A 19,999-nucleotide genomic window follows, 5' to 3' on the forward strand; every position below is an offset into this window, starting at 1 on the left:
AAAAAATAATGGGAAAAACTGCCTTTTTATTTGCGGGACAAGGTGCCCAGCAACTTGGGATGGCGAGTGAACTCTATGCCAAATATGAGGTTGTCAAGGAGACCTTTGACCAGGCCTCTGAGATTTTGGGTTATGACTTGCGTCAACTGATTGATGAAGATGAGGCTAAGCTCAACCAAACTCGCTACACGCAGCCAGCAATTTTAACGACTTCAGTAGCTATTTATCGTCTCTTAGCAGAAAACGGCATTCAACCAGACATGGTTGCGGGCTTATCCTTAGGAGAATATTCAGCCCTTGTCGCTGCTGGAGCCCTTGATTTTGAAACTGCAGTGGCCTTGATTGCCAAGCGTGGTCAATTTATGGAAGAAGCCGCACCAGCTGGTTCTGGTAAGATGGTTGCTGTCATGAATACAGACCCAGCCCTCATTGAAGAAATCTGCCAGCAGGCTTCAAGCAAAGGTGTGGTTACACCAGCCAACTACAATACACCAGCTCAGATTGTCATCGGTGGTGAGGTTGAGGCTGTTAACTATGCAGTTGAATTGCTCAAAGAAGCAGGGTGTAAGCGACTGATTCCCCTCAAAGTATCAGGTCCCTTCCATACAGCCCTTCTGGAGCCAGCAAGTCAACAATTAGCTGCTGAGTTGGACAAGGTTGAGTTTGCAGAGTTTCGTATTCCTTTGGTGGGAAATACGGAGGCAACCGTTATGCCAGCTGATCAAATCAAGTCACTCTTGGCCCGTCAGGTCAAGGAGCCGGTGCGTTTTTACGATTCTATCGAGACCATGCTTTCAGCTGGTGTTACTGAGTTTGTTGAAATCGGTCCTGGGAAGGTTCTCTCAGGCTTCTTGAAGAAAATTGCTAAAGAAGCGGTAGTATACCAGGTTGAAGACCAGGCAGGTCTGGACTTGATTCTAGCAGAAAAAGGAGATCGGGAATAAATGGAATTGACACAAAAAAATGTCTTTATCACGGGCTCAACGCGTGGGATTGGCCTGGCTATTGCTCATAAGTTTGCCAGCCTTGGTGCCAACGTGGTGCTCAACGGTCGCTCTGCTATTGCTCAAGATATCTTAGATCAGTTCAAGGATTATGGGGTTAAAGTAGTGGCGATTTCCGGCGATGTGTCTGATAATGCGGATGCTAAACGGATGGTCGATGAAGCCGTCGAAGCCTTGGGAAGCGTGGATGTTCTGGTTAACAATGCTGGAATTACCAATGATAAGCTCATGTTAAAGATGACTGAGGATGATTTTGAGCGTGTGCTAAAAATCAATTTGACAGGAGCCTTTAACATGACACAATCGGTCTTAAAGCCGATGACCAAAGCGCGTCAAGGTGCTATTATCAATATGTCCAGCGTGGTCGGTCTGACTGGAAATGTTGGACAAGCTAACTACGCAGCATCCAAAGCTGGCTTGAACGGCTTTACCAAATCGGTGGCCCGTGAAGTAGCTGCTCGAGGTGTCCGTGTTAATGCGATTGCGCCTGGTTTTATCGAGTCTGATATGACGGATGCCATCCCAGATAAAATGAAAGATGCCATGGTTGCTCAGGTCCCAATGAAACGGATGGGACAGCCTGAAGAAGTAGCTGAAGTAACAGCTTTCCTAGCGACCCAAGAGTACCTTACTGGTCAAGTTATCGCTATTGATGGCGGTATGACCATGCAATAATGACCTTCTAATAAGCCTAAGAATAGGAGAAGAAACATGACTAGAGTTGTTGTAACAGGTTACGGTGTAACCTCACCAATCGGAAACACACCAGAAGAATTTTGGAATAGCCTCCACGATGGTAAAATCGGGATTGGCCCAATTACAAAATTTGATACGACAGATTATGCTGTTCACAATGCTGCGGAAATTAAAGATTTTCCATTCGATAAATACTTCGTCAAAAAAGATACCAACCGTTTTGATGACTATTCTCTGTATGCCCTTTATGCGGCTGAAGAAGCAGTTGCCAATGCTGGCTTGGATACAAAAACTATCGATACGGACCGTTTTGGTGTTATCGTAGCAACTGGTATCGGTGGTATTTTTGAAATTGAAGATCAGGTCTTGCGTTTGGATGCCAAGGGTCCTAAGCGTGTGAAACCAATGACTCTTCCTAAAGCCTTGCCAAACATGGCTTCAGGGAATGTTGCCATGCGTTTTGGAGCAAACGGTATCTGTAAGTCAGTCAACACAGCTTGTGCATCTTCAAATGATGCTATTGGTGAAGCCTTCCGTACCATCAAATTTGGGTTGCAAGATATCATGTTGGTTGGTGGCTCAGAAAGCTCTATCACTAAGTTTGCGATTGCAGGTTTCCAAGCCTTGACAGCTTTGTCTACGACTGAGGATCCAACTCGTTCATCTATTCCTTTTGATAAGGACAGAAATGGCTTTATCATGGGTGAAGGTGCTGGTATGTTGGTCCTTGAAAGTTTGGAGCATGCTCAAGAGCGTGGGGCTACAATCTTAGCGGAAGTTGTAGGCTATGGAAATACCTGTGATGCCTACCACATGACATCTCCACATCCAGAAGGTTTGGGCGCGATCAAGGCTATGAAATTGGCCTTGACAGAAGCTGGAATTGAGCCAGCTGAAGTTGGCTATGTCAATGCTCACGGAACATCTACCCCTGCAAATGAAAAGGGCGAGAGCGCAGCTATTGTTCAAGTCTTTGGTAAGGAAGTTCCTGTTTCCTCAACCAAGTCCTTTACAGGTCACCTTCTTGGAGCGGCAGGTGCGGTTGAGGCCATTGCCACAATCGAGGCTATTCGTCATAGCTATGTTCCGATGACAGCTGGAACTCAAGAATTATCTGACTATATTGAAGCTAACGTTATCTACGGCCAAGGTAAGGAAGCGGACGTTAAGTACGCGATTTCAAACACCTTTGGTTTTGGTGGGCACAATGCTGTTGTGGCCTTTAAACGTTGGGAGGGTTAAACCGTGAATATCTCTGAAATTAAAGAACTCTTGGCTCAGTTTGATCAATCAAGCCTCCGTGAGTTCTCTTACAAAAATGGAACAGATGAGTTGAAATTCTCCAAAAATGAGCATCAAGCTCCAGAATTTCCACCAGTACCACACTTTGCTCATCCAGCCCCTGTATCAGCTGAAGTACCGGCTGTCCAAGCAACTGCTCCTATCGCTACAGATGCTCCTACAGCTACTGAGTCAGGACAAGCAGAGGGAGAAGTTGTTGAAAGTCCACTGGTCGGTGTAGCCTATCTTTCACCATCTCCAGATAAACCCGCCTTTGTTGCTGTCGGAGATAGTGTCAAGAAAGGACAAACCCTCTTGATTATTGAAGCAATGAAGGTCATGAATGAAGTACCATCTCCACGTGATGGTGTGGTTACTGAAATCCTCGTTAACAATGAGGACATGATTGAGTATGGAAAAGGTTTGGTACGCATCAAATGACAATAGATATCAATCAGATTAAGGAAGCACTTCCCCACCGCTACCCATTCTTACTGGTGGATCGTGTGCTGGAAGTTTCTGAGGATGAGATTGTTGCTCTTAAAAATGTGACAGTCAATGAACCTTTCTTTGAAGGCCATTTCCCTCAGTATCCTGTCATGCCTGGTGTTCTAATCATGGAAGCCTTGGCCCAAACGGCAGGCGTTTTAGAATTGTCCAAGCCTGAAAACAAGGGTAAACTTGTCTTTTATGCTGGCTTGGACAAGGTCAAGTTTAAAAAGCAAGTTGTCCCTGGGGACCAGCTGATTATGACGGCTAAGTTTGTGAAGCGCCGTGGAACGATTGCTGTTGTTGAAGCCAAGGCTGAAGTTGATGGTAAACTGGCTGCCAGTGGAACCCTAACCTTTGCGATTGGACAATAAGATTATACACACTCTATAGTCTTTTGAATTAACCTTGATACATTGTTATTTTCGACTTGCAGTACCCTGGTACTGTCTACGTCTCAACGCCTTGTCTCAAAGTTCTTCATTCGACTATAAATCAAAATCAGACGGGTCAAGTTGACCCTGACCTTAAACAGTTCGGCAAAAAGCTTTACGACGTTTGGTTTTGATTTTGAAAGAGTTTTAGTCTGGTCTAACCGAAGTCTAGTCTACTAGCTGAAGAGCTCAAAATAAGATTGTAAAAATGATGTTTAAGAAAATTTTGATTGCCAATCGAGGCGAAATTGCGGTGCGGATTATCCGTGCTGCCAGAGAATTAGGAATTGAAACCGTTGCAGTTTATTCTGAGGCAGACAAGGATTCCCTCCATGCCCTTTTGGCAGATGAGGCAATCTGTATCGGTCCTGCTAAGGCGACAGATTCCTACCTGAACATGAATGCAGTGCTTTCGGCTGCGATTTTAACCAAGGCTCAGGCCATCCATCCAGGATTCGGTTTTTTGAGTGAAAACTCCAAGTTCGCGACCATGTGTGAAGAGATGAACATCAAATTCATCGGTCCTTCAGGAACAGTCATGGATAAGATGGGGGATAAAATCAACGCCCGTGCGGAGATGATTAAGGCTAATGTGCCTGTTATTCCAGGTTCTGATGGTGAGGTTTTCACGGCTGAGGATGCTTTGGAAATAGCAGAGCAGATCGGCTATCCAGTCATGCTTAAGGCTTCTGCCGGTGGTGGCGGAAAAGGGATTCGTAAGGTCACTCAAAAAGCAGACTTGGTTGCTGCCTTTGAGTCTGCCTCTCAAGAAGCACTCGCTGCTTTTGGGAATGGTGCCATGTATATTGAAAAAGTGGTTTACCCAGCCCGACACATTGAGGTGCAGATCTTAGGCGATAGTCACGGCAACATCATCCACCTTGGAGAGCGGGATTGCTCCCTTCAACGTAACAACCAAAAGGTTTTGGAAGAAAGTCCGTCAGTGGCTATCGGTCAAACCCTTCGCGATGAGATGGGGCAGGCAGCAGTCCGCGCGGCCCAAGCTGTTCAGTATGAAAATGCTGGGACAATCGAGTTTTTGGTTGATGAGTCGACTGGCCAATTCTACTTTATGGAAATGAACACACGGATTCAAGTCGAACATCCTGTGACTGAATTTGTGACAGGTGTTGACCTGGTCAAAGAACAAATCAAGGTGGCAAGTGGCTTAGAATTGTCCTACCGTCAGGAAGACATTTCCATCACTGGCCATGCCATTGAGTGTCGGATTAACGCTGAAAATCCTGCCTTTAATTTCGCACCAAGTCCAGGTAAGATTGAATCAGTCTTCCTGCCTGCTGGCGGTGTCGGAGTTCGTGTAGACTCAGCTGTTTATCCAGACTATACCATCCCTCCTTACTACGATTCAATGATTGCCAAGGTCATCGTTCATGGGGAAAATCGTTTTGATGCCCTGATGAAGATGCAACGAGCACTCTACGAATTTGAGGTTAGTGGTGTGATTACCAATGTAGACTTCCAATTGGATCTGATTTCGGACAGCCACGTAATTGCGGGAGATTACGATACGTCATTCTTGATGGAAACCTTCCTCCCTGCCTACCAAGAAGATAAGGAATAGTGCCTATGGGTTTATTTAGTAAAAAGGATAAATATATTCGCATCAATCCCAATCGTTCGGTGGTGAGAAAAACAGAAGCGCCTCAACCTGATGTGCCAGACGATCTCTTTGCCAAATGCCCAGCTTGCAAACATACGATTTACAAAAAGGACCTTGGTGTCATTAAAATTTGTCCCAAGTGTTCCTATAACTTCCGGATATCGGCCCAAGATCGCTTAGCGATTACGGTAGATGAGGGAAGTTTTGTGGAATTATTCAAAGGTATTGAGACGACTGATCCGCTCAAGTTTCCTGGTTATAAGGCAAAGTTGGTCCAAACTCGTGAAAAAACTGGCCTTGATGAGGCAGTAATTACAGGACTGGCAGAGATGAATGGAGTCAAGATGGCTCTGGCAATCATGGATTCCAATTTCATCATGGCGTCCATGGGAACCGTTGTTGGTGAAAAATTGACCCGTCTCTTTGAATATGCGACAGAAGAAAAGTTGGCGGTTGTTATCTTCACGGCTTCTGGTGGAGCTCGTATGCAGGAGGGGATTATGTCCCTCATGCAGATGGCCAAGGTCTCCGCAGCAGTGAAACGTCACTCAAATGCAGGTCTCTTTTATCTGACTGTGTTGACGGACCCAACTACTGGTGGTGTTACAGCCTCTTTTGCCATGCTGGGAGATGTCATCATAGCAGAGCCACAGAGTTTGATTGGTTTTGCTGGACGACGTGTGATTGAGACTACGGTACGTGAGAACCTGCCAGATGATTTCCAGAAGGCCGAGTTCTTGCTGGAGCATGGTTTTGTCGATGCCATTGTCAAACGAACAGAAATGAAGGATACGATTGCGAAACTCGTTGCCTTCCATGGAGGTGTCTGATGAGCGATGTATCAAGAGTTTTAAAAGAAGCCCGTGACCAGTCTCGCTTGACGGCCCTGGATTATATTGATCTGATTTTTGAAGATTTTATGGAACTCCATGGCGACCGTCATTTTGCTGATGATGGGGCCATTGTCGGTGGTCTTGCTAAACTTGATGGACAAGCGGTCACAGTTATCGGGATCCAAAAAGGGAAGAATCTACAAGATAACCTCAAGCGGAACTTTGGTCAGCCAAACCCTGATGGCTATCGGAAAGCTCTGCGTTTGATGAAGCAGGCTGAGAAATTTAACCGCCCTGTCATTACATTCATCAATACTGCTGGTGCCTATCCAGGTGTTGGAGCGGAAGAACGTGGTCAAGGTGAAGCCATTGCTCGTAACCTTCTGGAAATGAGCGATTTGAAGGTGCCCATCATTGCCATTATTATAGGTGAAGGTGGTTCTGGAGGTGCCTTGGCCCTGGGCGTTGCAGATCAGGTTTGGATGTTAGAACATACAATTTACGCCATCCTCAGTCCTGAGGGCTTTGCCACCATTCTTTGGAAAGATGGGTCTCGGGCGACTGAAGCAGCTGAACTGATGAAAATCACGGCTAGAGAATTGCTGAAGATGGGTGTGGTCGATAAGGTCATCCCTGAACACGGCTATTTCTCATCGGAAATCGTCGCCAATATTAAGTCAGAATTAGTTAAAGAGCTGACTAATTTGCAAGGTCAAGACCTATCAGACTTGTTGGAGAAACGCTACCAACGCTTTAGAAAATATTAATACTAGCCAAGTCAACTTTCGAGTTGGCTTTTTGTGTTCGAAAAAGCTTCTTGACCATTGATTGAAAAATGAGTAAAATAGTCTAGACAATTATCAACAATTTGAAAGTGATGGACTCATGAACCAGAAAAAATCGTTTCTTATCTTTCTCATCGTGGGACTGATGTTGTTTGCTCTCTTTTTTGGAGCAGGAAATCTCATTTATCCAGCTTTACTTGGTCTGTACTCAGGTCAGAATATTTGGTGGGCTGTGTTGGGCTTTTGTTTGACGGCTGTGACCCTTCCTTTACTGGGGGTGGTCGCTATTGCATACACAGGGGCTGAAGATGCTCAAGGCATCTCTAGTCCGGTCGGTAGATGGTATAGTATAGCTTTTTCAGTGGCTCTTTATCTTTCGATTGGTCCATTTTTTGCTATTCCTAGGACGGGAGCAACTTCCTATGCGATTGGTATTGAGCCAATTTTCGGGTCTAGCTTTATGGGTAAGCTCTTGTATGCTTTGGTTTTCTTTGGGATTTCCTATTGGCTGGCCATTCGCCCGAGTAAGATGGCAGACCGAATTGGGAAATATTTAACTCCAACACTGTTAGTAGTTCTCTTAGTCTTGGTGGTAGCATCTTTTCTTCATCCTGCTGATGGTATTGGTCAGGCCCACAATGCTAGTAGCGCGATTAGCGATGCCTTTGGAGACCACCCTCTGATTGCGGGGCTGATTCAAGGTTATGGGACCATGGATGCTCTGGCATCACTGGCCTTCTCAATCGTTGTGATCAATTCGGTTAAGACACTAGGGATTAAGAAGAACACAGAGATTGCTAGTGTATCTGTCAAGTCGGGTGTAGTCGCGATTGTTCTCTTGGCTCTGGTTTATATTTTTGTGGCCCGTATTGGGGCGACCTCACAGTCTCTTTTTGACTTTAAGCAAGGTGTTTTTATGTCAAATGGCGGAGCGGTTGACGGAGGTCAGGTGCTCAGTTTAGCCTCACGTTTTTATCTGGGAACTATCGGTCAGGCTGTCCTTGCCTTGGTAATTTTCCTAGCCTGTTTGACGACTGCAACAGGATTGATTACAGCCTGTGCTGAATATTTCCACAAACTGTTACCTCGGTTATCACATCAAGTCTGGGCTACGATTTTCACCTTGGTTGCGATGGTTTTATACTTTGGTGGTTTGTCTGAAATCATCAAGTGGTCGATCCCGGTACTCTATCTTCTTTACCCACTGACTGTTGCGATTATTTTCTTAGCATTGAGTCAAAAGTGGTTTGGGAAAGACCCAATTGTCTATCAGATAACCATCGGGTTTACAGCTCTGGCTGGACTCTATGATGCACTGCTGACTTTGTCAAAGATGACAGGACTCTTTACGTTACCGAATGTTGTACAGTCTTTCTTTGAAGCCGTCCCAATGGGACAATTTGCCATGGGCTGGATTAGTTTTAGCCTCTGTGGCTTTGGCATCGGGATGCTCTGTCATGTCCTAAAAGGAAAACAAAACTAAGCTGGGAACTTTCCCGGCTTTTCTTATGGAGAACATAAAATTTTAGTTTGTGATGTGGTATAATGGAAAGATAAAGATTTTTAAACTGATTATGGCTTCAGAGAGTCATTTCTTATCTCTCAAGGCTTCCGGTGTCCTTGTTGGAGTTTCTTGTGGGGATAGATAGTGAGTTAAAAATTTTACGTTATGAGCAGTATGTTAGCCAATTGGAATGGGAGAAGCGATGAGTCGATTGATACCTGGTAGAGTACGAAATGAGGGTATAGGCCTATTTGAGTCTGGACTGGTTAAGTTTAAAGAACAAGATGGACAGACATTAAGGTTTCAAGTAGAAGGTCACAATCTTTCTTATTCCTCCATAGATGAAGAGATTGATTGTGATTGCGAGTTCTTCTCGAAGAAGGGATACTGTGAACACCTCGCGGCAGTTGAGGCTTACCTCAAGCAGACTTCAGAAGGGCAGGAACTTGGACAGAGTTTAGAAGAGGAGCAGGCTCACGTAAATGTGGAGCGCAAGGAACACACCTTTGGCAGTTTATTTTTAGATGGCTTAGCCATCAATGAAGATGACCACTTACGCTATCGAATTGCTGCAGTTGGTGAGTTGTCTCCTTTTTCTGGAGATATTTGGTGGACTTTGAAAATCAACCGATTACCAGATGCGAGGTCTTACGTAGTTCGTGATATCAAGGCCTTTTTATCTACCATAAGAAAAGAATCCTATTTACAAATTGGAAAAAATTATTATGAACCCGTGTCTTTTCTTCAGTTTGATGAGGCTAGTCAAGCTTTGATTTCCTTTCTCTGGCGATTAATTCCTGATGGAGAGAGGATTGACTGGAGTTATCTTCTTCCTGAACAGCACCGTTTTCTGGCTTTGCCATCAGGCTTTTTTGAAGAGGGAGTTAATTATCTCAGCCATCTCTATGACTTTCACTTGACCATTGGCAACCTAGGATTTTCGGAAGTTCGCTTTAAATCATTGGAGTCTAAAGATGAACTGTTTGCATTTAAAGTTCTGGTTCATCGACGTGAGTTAGAATTAATTGTGACGGAAAAAAATTGTCACTCCTTTTATGGCGGGAACTTTCTTTGGTATTTGAATACCTTTTATCACCTTAGCTCAAAACAATTCAAGCTTATGCAAGCTTTGCGTTCTCTGCCCATTGGGAGTGACTTAGCCAAGCATGTCCTCTTTGATTTGGAAGATCAGGCAAAGCTTGCAGCTAGTTTGTTAGATTTCAAAGAACTTGGACCCGTTGATGCTCCTAAGGTTTTTAATATTCAGGAGTTTGAGGTATCCTTTTTCCTAGAGCAAAATGGACCAAAGGAAATAGGCTTGCAAATGATTTTTGATTATGGAAACATAAAAGTTTCTAGTCGAGAAGAACTCAATCAGTTGCCTTTTACAAGCCATTTTAAAAAGGAAGAGACCATAATTCGGACCTTGCGTGAACTCGGATTTGGACTTGGTTTTTCCTCACGTCGGCATTTTGATAGCGAGGAAGCTGTCTATCATTTTTTCAATCATGATATCGAACGTCTCAAACGACTGGGACAAGTCCTTTTGTCTGAAGAATTACAGGAACTCTATCGCTTAGTTCATCCGAAGGTTACGGTTACTCGGCAGGGAGGTCTCTTGGATGTCTCCTTTGATTTTTCGGGAGTCGCCGAAGCTGACGTTAATCAAGCCTTGGATGCCTTGTTGGCAAATGAAGACTATTTTGTTTCGACTAATGGTCAAATTTTAGTCTTTGATGATGAGACAAAAAAAGTCTCACAAACCTTGCAAAATCTAAGGGCAAAACGAAGTGCTAATGGCCACCTTAACCTTAGTCAGCTGGCTGTTTATCAAGTTTCAGAGGCCTTATCGTCACTAGAAGAGATTGAGTTCTCACAGGATTTTGAGCAGCTCGTCTATGATTTGGCGCATCCTGAATCCTTTGACATGGGAGAGGTTACGGTTCAAGCGACCTTACGTGACTATCAAACGACGGGGATTAAGTGGCTATCCATGCTGGATCACTATGGCTTTGGGGGAATCTTAGCTGATGATATGGGGTTGGGCAAAACCCTCCAAACCATTGCTTTTCTGACTGCCAAGCTAACAGTAGAGTCCAAGGTTCTCATTTTGGCACCCTCCAGTTTAATTTATAACTGGAAGGATGAGTTTACCAAGTTCAGTCCGGATCTTGATGTGGTGGTTTCCTATGGGCTTAAGGATCAGAGGGACAGGCTCATAGCAGAGCGGCATCAGGTTGTTATTACTTCTTACGCTTCGTTTCGACAGGATTTTGAACTCTATAGTCAAGACTCTTATGACTATCTGATACTGGACGAGGCCCAAGTCATGAAAAATTCTCAGACTAAGATTGCTCAGGCTCTTCGAGAGTTTGATGTTAAGCATTGCTTTGCCCTGTCTGGGACACCGATAGAGAATAAGCTCTTAGAAATCTGGTCTATCTTCCAGATTGTCTTGCCTGGCCTTTTGCCTAGTAAGAAGGACTTTCTTAAACTAGACGCTGAGGCAGTTGCCCGCTATATTAGGCCTTTCATTCTGCGTCGTAAGAAGGAGGATGTTCTGCCTGAATTGCCAGATTTGATTGAAATGACCTACCCCAATGAATTAGCTGAGGAGCAAAAGGCTATTTACTTAGCGCAGCTCCGACAAATGCAGGACAGTATCCGCCAATCCAGTTCCACTGAACTCAATCGACGGAAGATTGAAATTCTTTCAGGTATTACCCGACTACGCCAAATCTGTGATACACCAAATCTCTTTATGGATTATGACGGACCAAGTGGAAAATTGGAGAGTCTGCGTCAGCTCTTGCTGCAGATCAAGGAAAACGGTCACCGAGCCCTCATCTTTTCTCAGTTTACGGGCATGCTTGCCATTGTTGAAGACGAATTGGCCAACTTAGACATGACGTCTTATAAGATCACTGGATCAACCCCTGCCAATGAGCGTCAGGAGATGACTCGTGCCTTTAATAAGGGCAGTCGAGATACCTTCCTTATCTCCCTTAAGGCAGGAGGTGTCGGGCTTAACCTGACAGGGGCAGATACTGTTGTTCTCATCGACCTTTGGTGGAATCCTGCCGTTGAAATGCAGGCTATCAGTCGCGCCCATCGAATCGGTCAAAAGGAAAATGTTGAAGTTTACCGTCTGATAACCAAAGGAACAATCGAAGAGAAAATTCTTGAGCTACAAGAAAGTAAGAAAAATTTAGTGACAACAGTACTTGATGGTAATGAAACGAGAGCCAGTCTAAGTATTGACGATATTAAAGAAATTCTAGGATTAACAGATGATTAGGATGATGTTTTTGGACAAAAAAGCGAAGGACTTTGAAAACTTTAAAGAATTAGTTTATAATAAGAGTGTTATTGCGAAGGTCCAAACGACTTCCTCAGAAAGGATTCCAAGATGATTAGAAATGAAAGACCCTTTCCCTTGGTTGCCGATGGGGAAACCGTTATTGAAGAAGCTAGAATCATGCGCCTCTATGAAAATGAGGATTTAATTACCAACATCAAGGGTAATTATCAAGAAAAGGATTACGATGATGTCACTCGAGATTATCAATTCATCTCGGGAGGTCGTCATTCTGTTCATGCCAATCCTGAACGTTACCAGACACGGGAAGAAGGCAAGTCTTATGCAGAATTGGCGCGTGAAGAAGCAAGACGGGATATTAAAAAGAAGCGTCAGGCTATGCCTATCAAAGAGCACGTCCTTACATCAAAGCGTAGAGAAGTTAAACCAACTGCTCCGCTTATTCAAAAGAAAGTGGGAGACCTTCAAGCTTACGCCCAAAACTTACACCAAGAGGATTATATCTTAGCAGAAATCAAGTCTAGTTATAGTCAGCCACAAAATCCATCAACGAAAGCTTTTAAAAAGAACAATTATGATTACCTTAAGCGTAGTCAAATTTACAACAAGGAAGCCTATAGCAAAAAAAATCAGCAGCAGCCTGCCCAGGAGCTCAACTTGTCTCGCTTTGATGAGGTTGAGTAGGTAGGCAAAACAGGAGAGAATATGTCAAAAACCTATCATTTTATCGGAATTAAAGGCTCTGGGATGAGCGCCCTTGCTCTTATGCTTCATCAGATGGGGCACAAGGTTCAAGGGAGCGATGAAATCAAGTATTACTTTACGCAACGTGGACTAGAGCAAGCAGGTATTGCAATTTTACCTTTCGACGAAGCAAACATTACTGCGGATGTTGAGCTGATTGCTGGGAATGCCTTTAAAGAAGGTAATAATATTGAAGTGGCCTATGCTGTTAAAAATGGGATTCCTTTTAAACGCTACCACGAATTTTTGGGTGAATTAATGAATCAGTACACCAGTTTTGGTGTGGCTGGAGCTCATGGAAAGACTTCAACAACAGGTCTTTTGTCTCATGTCATGAGAAATATTACAGATACTTCTTATCTTATCGGAGATGGAACAGGTCGTGGATCTGAAAACAGCCAATATTTTGTTTTTGAATCCGATGAATACGAGCGCCATTTCATGCCTTACCATCCAGAGTACACGATCATTACCAATATCGACTTTGATCACCCTGATTATTTCACGGGGATTGATGATGTGTTTAATGCCTTTAATGACTATGCTAAACAGATCAAAAAAGGGATTTTTGCCTTTGGTGGCGATGAGTATCTTCGTCGTCTGGAATCAGATACTCCGATCTACTACTACGGTTTTGTTGAGGGAGAGGATGATTTTGTAGCTTACGATTTGATTCGCTCCACGAATGGATCTGATTTTAAGGTTAAGTACAAGGATGAAGTTCTCGGCAGCTTCCATGTTCCTGCATTTGGTAAGCACAATGTCCTCAATGCGACGGCAGTTATTGCCAATCTCTATATCGCAGGTTTTGATATGGCATTGGTTGCAGAGCATCTCAAGACCTTTGAAGGGGTGAAACGTCGCTTCAGTGAAAAGCGGATTGGTGAGACCATCATCATCGATGACTTTGCCCACCATCCAACAGAAATCATTGCGACTCTCGATGCAGCCCGTCAAAAGTACCCATCTCGAGAGATTGTAGCGATTTTCCAACCGCATACCTTCACACGGACTATTGCCCTCTTAGATGATTTTGCAACAGCCCTCAATGAAGCCGATATTGTTTACTTGGCACAAATCTATGGGTCTGCTCGTGAAGTGGACAATGGTGATGTCAAGGTTGAGGACCTAGCGGCTAAAATCAACAAACCAGCTCAGGTTGTAACGGTTGAAAATGTTTCTCCTCTACTCGACCACGACAATGCGGTCTACGTCTTCATGGGCGCGGGTGATATTCAACTCTACGAACGCTCTTTTGAGGAACTATTGTCTAATCTAACGACTAATAATCAATAATGACAAGCGAGGCTGGAATGAAGATTCTAGTCTCACTTTTTAAAAAATGGGCTGATCTTTAATGAATTCATTGGTAGACTGAAAATTGTGTCAGATAAAGAGCTTTTTAAAATCCAAACTGATAAATCCTGTTGCAGTGGGCTTGTTCTTGCAGGTGAGATGAGGAAAAGTAGGTTTTTAAAATATGATTCAATTTGGGTGTTACCTGCAAAGATCAAATTTAGGATTAAAGAGAAAAGGAGTTGAGTAAATGTCGCTTACCATGTCCATCAGACAGGGAAAACCTGAAGATTTAGAAATTTTATTTTCCATTGAATATGAAAATTTTGGACCAGAGATAGGGATGCCAAAATCGGTAATGGCAGCTTATTTAGCAAAGGCCAGTGAAACTTTTCTGGTTGTGGAATTTGGAACTGTCATTGCAGGTTATATTATGGGAACGATGGCACTCCAAGCAAACCTTATTGATGAGTATTTTTTTAGTGTTCCCTCCCAGTCGATTTCTGAAGCTTATGTGGCAGTTACAGGATTGTCTGTTTCAGAGGCCTTTCAAGGCCAGGGGATTGGCACGATGCTTTTGGCGGCGATGAAAGACCTAGTTGTTTCCAAAGGGCATAAAGGAATTGTTTTAACTTGTGAAGAAGGTCTAGTGCCTTATTATGAGATGAATGGCTTTGAAGACTATGGTTTATCCGAATCAAAACTGGGGAATCAAGAATGGATTAAAATGGTTTGGTTAGCTCAGGATAGAGCTGATATTGTTACGAAACCATAACAAATAGCCTCTAAGATTGCATTTATAGCTATTTTACGCTATAATGGCGTTTGATAAAGATTAGGAGGACAAGCCTTGACTGATAATCAAAACGACACTAATAAGGTCGGGAATCAGCCGTTGAGCTTCAAAGAACAAATCCTAGCTGATTTAGAAGAAGCCGTAAGACAACGTCGCCTTCGTGAAGAAGAAGAGTTAGAAAAGGAAAGACTAGCTAAAGAAGAAGCAAAGCATCAAGCTGAGCTAGAGCTGCAACGTCTAGAAAGTCTTCAAGCTCAAAAAGAGGCTGCGCTTGTATCAGCTGCTAAGGAGCAAGCCCGACAGGAAGCGGCAGCACGTGCCACTATCCAAGCTGAAAAAGCTCAAGAAGAGGCCAAGCGAGCCAAGGAAGAGGCTGCAAAAGCTCAAGCGATTGCTTTCGCTCAGATGGAGCAGGAGCAGGAGCGACTCAAACAGGAAGCTCTCAGTCGCCAGGTTACTGATGTAACTTTAGTTGCTGAATCAGAAAACGTGACTGAGCGAGATTTGGATCAGACACAATATTACGATAAGGGCACCTTGGCTAAGTCGTTGGCAACTCAGAATGATGACCTGGCAGAGACAAAGTCTCTTCCTGTTGATTTGATCGAGAATCAGCAGACAGGAATTGTTGAGGATTCGTCAGACAATGAAGAGTTAGAAAATAACGATAAACTTCGTCGCGACCGCCATCGCCAACAAAATAATCGGATTGCACGTAAGATTTCTCTTGGAATTGTAGCGGTAATCGCAGCTGTGGTTCTTTTGACTGGTATTTTCACCTATCGATTTATTTCATCTGCGATTGGTCCTGTAGATGCTGATTCAACCGAGTATGTTCAGGTTGAAATTCCATCCGGTTCAGGAAACAAACTGATTGGTCAGATTTTGGAAAAGGCAGGCGTGATTAAGAGTGCGACTGTTTTCAACTACTATACCAAATTTAAAAACTACAGTAATTTCCAAAGTGGTTACTATAATGTTCAAAAGAGCATGGACTTGGATGACATTGCCGAACTACTTCAACAAGGTGGAACTGCTGAGCCAGTAACTCCTGCGCTTGGTAAAATTCTGGTTCCTGAAGGCTATACAATTGAGCAAATCGCTGAGGCAGTAGCTGTTAATGCGGGATCTAAGAAGGGTGATGCGAGTCCTTATAAGGCTAAAGATTTCCTGAACTTAGTTCAAGATGAAGACTTTATTTCAAAAATGGTTGAAAAATATCCAAAACTGTTAGGAAGTCTTCCTGATGCTAATCAGTCGAAATATCAGTTGGAAGGTTATCTTTTCCCAGCGACGTATGCATACTATGATGGGACGACCTTGGAAGATATCGTTGATCAGATGTTGGCAGCGATGGATAGTAATCTAGCAGCCTATTATGACGAAATCGTTGCGAATGGTCAGACTGTAAATGATGTGTTAACCTTGGCTTCCCTAGTGGAAAAAGAAGGTTCTACGGACGATGATCGTAAGAATATTGCGAGTGTCTTTTACAATCGCCTAAATGCAGATATGCCATTACAAAGTAACATTGCAATTCTTTATGCGATGGGTACCCTTGGTCAGTCTACAACCTTGAAGCAAGATACGACGGTTGATACGTCTATCGACTCACCTTATAATGTTTACACTAATACCGGCCTAATGCCTGGTCCTGTAGACAGTCCAAGTCTAGCCGCTATTGAGGCAACAATGGCTCCTTCAGATACTGATTACCTCTACTTTGTAGCTGATGTCACAACTGGAGAAGTTTATTATACGACTGATTACGAAGAACATTTATCAAATGTTGAGAAATATGTGAACAGTAAGGTTAACTAAGGCTAATCTAACCTTGCTCACAATTTAAGATAATAAGAAAGAGGTTAAGGATCTAGGTCCAGCCTCTTGTCTTTGTCCCAGGTTATAAAGCCTGGAAATGATTAGCCCTCTAACTAAGACTATAAAAAAGAAAAGAGAAAACCATGGCAGAAAAAACCTACCCAATGACCCTAGCTGAAAAGGAACAGTTAGAAAAAGAACTTGAAGAATTAAAACTTGTCCGTCGTCCAGAAGTTGTCGAACGGATTAAGATTGCCCGTTCCTACGGTGACCTTTCTGAAAACTCAGAGTACGATGCCGCTAAAGATGAGCAAGCCTTTGTTGAAGGTCAAATTCAAATCCTTGAAACGAAAATTCGTTATGCAGAAATTATCAATAATGATGATATTGCCAAGGATGAAGTTGCTATTGGGAAAACTGTAACCATTCAAGTTGAAGGAAGCAAAGAGAAAAAAGTTTACCATATTGTAGGAGCGGCAGGTGCAGACATTTTCGCCTCTAAAATTTCTAACGAGAGCCCATTGGCCCATGCTTTAATCGGTAAAAAAGTTGGAGATAAAACAACTATCTCAGCCCCATCTGGAAGCTACCAAGCTGAAATCGTCGCTGTTAAGAAGACAAAGTAGATGGCCTTCAGACTGAATCACTAAATTTAGGTTTACTCTCTCTGCAAAGGGAGTAAACCCTTTTTTTATGCCTTGAAATGTGATAAAATAAAGTGTTATAAACTGAGAAATTGGAGGTGGTCACTTGCGTTGTCCAAAATGTCATAATACGAAATCCAGTGTTGTCGATAGTCGTCAAGCTGAAGAGGGTACTACTATCCGTCGTCGACGTGAATGTGATGACTGTCATACGCGCTTTACAACCTTTGAACGGATTGAAGAGCTTCCTCTTTTGGTTATTAAAAAGGATGGGATGCGGGAGCAATTTTCACGCGAGAAAATCATCAACGGGATTATCTATTCGGCTCAGAAACGTCCAGTTTCTCGCGATGAGATTGACCTGGCTGTGACCAAAATCGAACGTGACATTCGTCGGGATTATGATGGCGAAGTTCCTAGTTCAGTTATTGGAAATAAGGTGATGGATACCTTAGCAGAACTGGATGAAATTACCTATGTGCGTTTTGCCTCAGTTTACCGGAGTTTCAAGGATGTTGATGAGATTGAGGACCTGCTCCAGCAAATCTCCCAACGGGTGCGTGCAAAGAAGGGCAAAGTGAGCCATGAGACCGAATGAGACTTTCGTCTACTTAAAAAATAACCAGGTTTGTTACGACGGGGCCAGTCTGACTCAACTCTATCTTCCCATCATGGGGAAGGATGCCTTGGCGCTCTATGACTATTTCTACCATTTCTTTGATCATGGGTCTCAGAAACATTATTTTTCTGATATCCTCAACCAATTACAGTTCGGCATGGCTCCCATGGAGGAGGCGCTTGCCATTCTAACTGGTCTAGATTTGGTGGGCTTTTATAAGACGACGGAACATTATCTCATCCTTCTTAAGCCTGCACTAGGTAAGGAAGCATTTCTGGCCCAGCCGATTTATCGGAAACTTCTTGAGAATCGGATTGGTCAGCCAGCGGTTGAACGTCTTGAATGTCGCTTGCCTCAGACCTACAAGGATCTCTCCAAACGTTTTTCAGATGTTTTTGGAGATACTGGTGAAGTTGAGCTCAAGCCTGTCCAGTCTCAGACTCAGTTTGATTTAATGGCATTTAAGGATCGGATGAAGGCTGATGGCTTGGCTTTTGCTGATGAGGCCCATGATGTGATTGCCCTGCATAATATAGCAGAGCGGTACAACTTATCTTGGTATCAGACCTATCTTTTGGCCAAGGAGACTGCGGTGAATCTGACCATTTCACCCAAGCGCATGCAAATCAAGCAGGAGACTGCTGAGCAAGAGGCACAAAGTATGAGTGACTTAACCAAGGAAGAAGCCATTATTTTGCGGGAAGCCAAGGCTTGCAAGGCTGAGATTTTCCTAGCTAAAATCAAAAATTCCCGTCAAGCTGTGGTGACCGCTGATGAACAAAACCTGCTTCGTGACTTAGCCCAACGCGGCTTCCTCGATGAGGTGATCAACGTCATGGTCCTCTATACCCTCAACAAAACTCACTCAGCCAATGTCAATAAAACCTACCTGATGAAGATTGCCAATGATTTTGCCTTTAAAAAGATTGTTACGGCAGAAGAAGCTATCTGTCAGATGAGGGAGTTTACAGAGCGCAAGCCTGCAACTGCAAACAAGCCCACAAAACCTCAAAAAACCAATATTCCAGCTTGGAGCAACCAGGATTATAAAAATGAAACCACCGAGGACGATTTAGCCCGCCTAGAAGAGCTCAAGCGTCGTAGCCTCGAAAAACTAAGAAAGAAGGATGAGTAGATGGAAAAAGTCGGTCAGACCTTAGCCAATCAGGGGCGCCTGTCTCAGGGCTCTTACGATGACCTTGTTCAGACTATTTTGGCAGATAAGGATATCGCAACCTTTATTACAACGCAAGGCTTGACCGCTGATGAAATCAAGCTCAGCCTACCTAAATTTAATCAATACCTGATGGAAAAGGAACGTTTCCGCAATCAGGACCCTGGCTATCTGGCTAAGGGCTATGAGCCTATTCTTACCATGAATGAAGGCTATGCGGATGTTACCTATCTAGAGACCAAGGAACTCAAGGAAGCCCAGAAAAAGGCTGCCATTGAAGACCGGATTACCATTGTTAGCCTACCTAAGTCTTACAAGCATATTTCCTTTGACGATGTGCTTTTGGATGATGTTAAGCGAGTTGGTGTCTACGAACGCCTAGTTGACTTCGTGAGTTCCTATCCACAGGCGGGGCTCAAGGGCCTCTACCTCTATGGAGATATGGGAATTGGCAAGTCCTTCTTGCTGGCGGCCATGGCTCGTGAGCTGTCTGAGCAAAAAGGTGTTGCGACGACCATGATTCATTTTCCAAGCTTTGCCATTGATGTCCGTAATGCAATTACGACCGGTACGGTCAAGGAAGAAATAGATGCGGTCAAGGCAGCTCCAATCCTCATTATCGATGATATCGGGGCTGAGCAAACCAGCACCTGGATTCGTGATGAGGTCCTGCAGGTTATTCTCCAGTATCGGATGCTGGAAGAACTGCCAACCTTCTTCACGTCGAACTATAGTATGGCTGATTTGGAACAAAAGTTAGCTACGATGAAGTCTGGAGATGAGTCCTGGCAGGCGAAGCGCGTGATGGAGCGCGTTCGCTTCTTGGCTCAAGAAATGCACCTGCAAGGTGATAACAGACGCTAACTGAAAGCAAAAACTAATAACTGCTAATAGGGCCATTTAGGCCAGAAGAAAATGGACTGGTGAGCTGACACAGAG

18 protein-coding genes are annotated in these 19,999 nt (G+C 43.7%); all 18 read left to right on the forward strand.

The window, feature by feature from the left end:
• Positions 1-8: 8 nt before the first annotated feature.
• The 18 genes from fabD (at position 9) to dnaI (ending at position 19,924) form a co-directional block, all read left to right on the forward strand.
• On the forward strand, positions 9-944 hold the full coding sequence (gene fabD / locus ACFORF_RS08710) for an ACP S-malonyltransferase (RefSeq protein WP_380427375.1): 936 nt from the start codon (positions 9-11) through the stop codon (positions 942-944).
• The gene (gene fabG / locus ACFORF_RS08715; protein WP_380427377.1) at positions 945-1,679 is read left to right on the forward strand and encodes a 3-oxoacyl-[acyl-carrier-protein] reductase; all 735 of its coding nucleotides are present in this window, start codon (positions 945-947) and stop codon (positions 1,677-1,679) included.
• Between the two features lie 36 nt (positions 1,680-1,715).
• Positions 1,716-2,942, forward strand: coding sequence for a beta-ketoacyl-ACP synthase II (gene fabF / locus ACFORF_RS08720; RefSeq protein ID WP_380427378.1), 1,227 nt, complete (start codon positions 1,716-1,718; stop codon positions 2,940-2,942).
• A gap of 3 nt (positions 2,943-2,945) precedes the next feature.
• The gene (accB, locus tag ACFORF_RS08725; protein ID WP_380427380.1) at positions 2,946-3,422 is read left to right on the forward strand and encodes an acetyl-CoA carboxylase biotin carboxyl carrier protein; all 477 of its coding nucleotides are present in this window, start codon (positions 2,946-2,948) and stop codon (positions 3,420-3,422) included.
• Positions 3,419-3,844, forward strand: coding sequence for a 3-hydroxyacyl-ACP dehydratase FabZ (fabZ, locus tag ACFORF_RS08730; protein WP_380427382.1), 426 nt, complete (start codon positions 3,419-3,421; stop codon positions 3,842-3,844). Before accB ends, fabZ begins: the two co-directional genes overlap by 4 nt.
• 271 nt (positions 3,845-4,115) lie before the next feature.
• Positions 4,116-5,486: an acetyl-CoA carboxylase biotin carboxylase subunit gene (locus ACFORF_RS08735; RefSeq protein WP_380427634.1), complete on the forward strand. Its 1,371-nt coding sequence runs from the start codon at positions 4,116-4,118 to the stop codon at positions 5,484-5,486.
• A gap of 5 nt (positions 5,487-5,491) precedes the next feature.
• Positions 5,492-6,355, forward strand: a complete 864-nt coding sequence (accD, locus tag ACFORF_RS08740; protein WP_380427384.1) for an acetyl-CoA carboxylase, carboxyltransferase subunit beta — start codon at positions 5,492-5,494, stop codon at positions 6,353-6,355.
• Positions 6,355-7,125 carry an acetyl-CoA carboxylase carboxyl transferase subunit alpha gene (locus tag ACFORF_RS08745; RefSeq protein WP_380427386.1) on the forward strand — a complete coding sequence of 257 codons (771 nt, stop codon included), beginning with the start codon at positions 6,355-6,357 and terminating at the stop codon, positions 7,123-7,125. The genes accD and ACFORF_RS08745 overlap by 1 nt, the downstream gene beginning before the upstream one ends.
• 118 nt (positions 7,126-7,243) lie before the next feature.
• Positions 7,244-8,626, forward strand: coding sequence for a branched-chain amino acid transport system II carrier protein (brnQ, locus tag ACFORF_RS08750; RefSeq protein WP_380427388.1), 1,383 nt, complete (start codon positions 7,244-7,246; stop codon positions 8,624-8,626).
• Between the two features lie 223 nt (positions 8,627-8,849).
• Positions 8,850-11,945 (forward strand): SNF2-related protein, encoded by a 3,096-nt coding sequence (locus tag ACFORF_RS08755; RefSeq protein WP_380427390.1) that lies wholly within the window; start codon positions 8,850-8,852, stop codon positions 11,943-11,945.
• 111 nt (positions 11,946-12,056) lie between these two features.
• Complete coding sequence (locus ACFORF_RS08760; RefSeq protein WP_380427392.1) at positions 12,057-12,650, forward strand: hypothetical protein; 594 nt, start codon at positions 12,057-12,059, stop codon at positions 12,648-12,650.
• Between the two features lie 21 nt (positions 12,651-12,671).
• Entirely contained in the window at positions 12,672-14,006 is a 1,335-nt protein-coding gene (murC, locus tag ACFORF_RS08765; protein WP_380427394.1) for a UDP-N-acetylmuramate--L-alanine ligase, read from the forward strand.
• Positions 14,007-14,256: 250 nt separating this feature from the next.
• Positions 14,257-14,781 (forward strand): GNAT family N-acetyltransferase, encoded by a 525-nt coding sequence (locus ACFORF_RS08770; protein ID WP_380427396.1) that lies wholly within the window; start codon positions 14,257-14,259, stop codon positions 14,779-14,781.
• 75 nt (positions 14,782-14,856) lie between these two features.
• Positions 14,857-16,623: an endolytic transglycosylase MltG gene (mltG, locus tag ACFORF_RS08775; RefSeq protein WP_380427398.1), complete on the forward strand. Its 1,767-nt coding sequence runs from the start codon at positions 14,857-14,859 to the stop codon at positions 16,621-16,623.
• A gap of 143 nt (positions 16,624-16,766) precedes the next feature.
• Complete coding sequence (gene greA, locus ACFORF_RS08780; RefSeq protein WP_380427400.1) at positions 16,767-17,249, forward strand: transcription elongation factor GreA; 483 nt, start codon at positions 16,767-16,769, stop codon at positions 17,247-17,249.
• 124 nt (positions 17,250-17,373) lie between these two features.
• Complete coding sequence (nrdR, locus tag ACFORF_RS08785; RefSeq protein ID WP_380427402.1) at positions 17,374-17,865, forward strand: transcriptional regulator NrdR; 492 nt, start codon at positions 17,374-17,376, stop codon at positions 17,863-17,865.
• A complete protein-coding gene (locus tag ACFORF_RS08790) occupies positions 17,852-19,021 on the forward strand; it encodes a helicase loader (protein WP_380427404.1) in 1,170 nt (389 codons plus the stop codon). The genes nrdR and ACFORF_RS08790 overlap by 14 nt, the downstream gene beginning before the upstream one ends.
• Entirely contained in the window at positions 19,022-19,924 is a 903-nt protein-coding gene (dnaI, locus tag ACFORF_RS08795) for a primosomal protein DnaI (RefSeq protein WP_380427406.1), read from the forward strand. It abuts the gene before it with no gap.
• Positions 19,925-19,999 lie beyond the last annotated feature (75 nt).

Origin of the sequence: Streptococcus caprae (genome assembly GCF_042649745.1) — a bacterium.
GTDB lineage: Bacteria > Bacillota > Bacilli > Lactobacillales > Streptococcaceae > Streptococcus > Streptococcus caprae.

What these genes read in the sequence shown, in the direction of transcription:
- fabD (WP_380427375.1), top strand. Translation starts at nt 9, where the DNA reads ATGGGAAAAACTGCCTTTTTATTTGCGGGACAAGGTGCCCAGCAACTT.
- fabG (WP_380427377.1), top strand. Translation starts at nt 945, where the DNA reads ATGGAATTGACACAAAAAAATGTCTTTATCACGGGCTCAACGCGTGGG.
- fabF (WP_380427378.1), top strand. Translation starts at nt 1,716, where the DNA reads ATGACTAGAGTTGTTGTAACAGGTTACGGTGTAACCTCACCAATCGGA.
- fabZ (WP_380427382.1), top strand. Translation starts at nt 3,419, where the DNA reads ATGACAATAGATATCAATCAGATTAAGGAAGCACTTCCCCACCGCTAC.
- ACFORF_RS08735 (WP_380427634.1), top strand. Translation starts at nt 4,116, where the DNA reads ATGTTTAAGAAAATTTTGATTGCCAATCGAGGCGAAATTGCGGTGCGG.
- accD (WP_380427384.1), top strand. Translation starts at nt 5,492, where the DNA reads ATGGGTTTATTTAGTAAAAAGGATAAATATATTCGCATCAATCCCAAT.
- ACFORF_RS08745 (WP_380427386.1), top strand. Translation starts at nt 6,355, where the DNA reads ATGAGCGATGTATCAAGAGTTTTAAAAGAAGCCCGTGACCAGTCTCGC.
- brnQ (WP_380427388.1), top strand. Translation starts at nt 7,244, where the DNA reads ATGAACCAGAAAAAATCGTTTCTTATCTTTCTCATCGTGGGACTGATG.
- ACFORF_RS08755 (WP_380427390.1), top strand. Translation starts at nt 8,850, where the DNA reads ATGAGTCGATTGATACCTGGTAGAGTACGAAATGAGGGTATAGGCCTA.
- ACFORF_RS08760 (WP_380427392.1), top strand. Translation starts at nt 12,057, where the DNA reads ATGATTAGAAATGAAAGACCCTTTCCCTTGGTTGCCGATGGGGAAACC.
- murC (WP_380427394.1), top strand. Translation starts at nt 12,672, where the DNA reads ATGTCAAAAACCTATCATTTTATCGGAATTAAAGGCTCTGGGATGAGC.
- ACFORF_RS08770 (WP_380427396.1), top strand. Translation starts at nt 14,257, where the DNA reads ATGTCGCTTACCATGTCCATCAGACAGGGAAAACCTGAAGATTTAGAA.
- greA (WP_380427400.1), top strand. Translation starts at nt 16,767, where the DNA reads ATGGCAGAAAAAACCTACCCAATGACCCTAGCTGAAAAGGAACAGTTA.
- ACFORF_RS08790 (WP_380427404.1), top strand. Translation starts at nt 17,852, where the DNA reads ATGAGACCGAATGAGACTTTCGTCTACTTAAAAAATAACCAGGTTTGT.
- dnaI (WP_380427406.1), top strand. Translation starts at nt 19,022, where the DNA reads ATGGAAAAAGTCGGTCAGACCTTAGCCAATCAGGGGCGCCTGTCTCAG.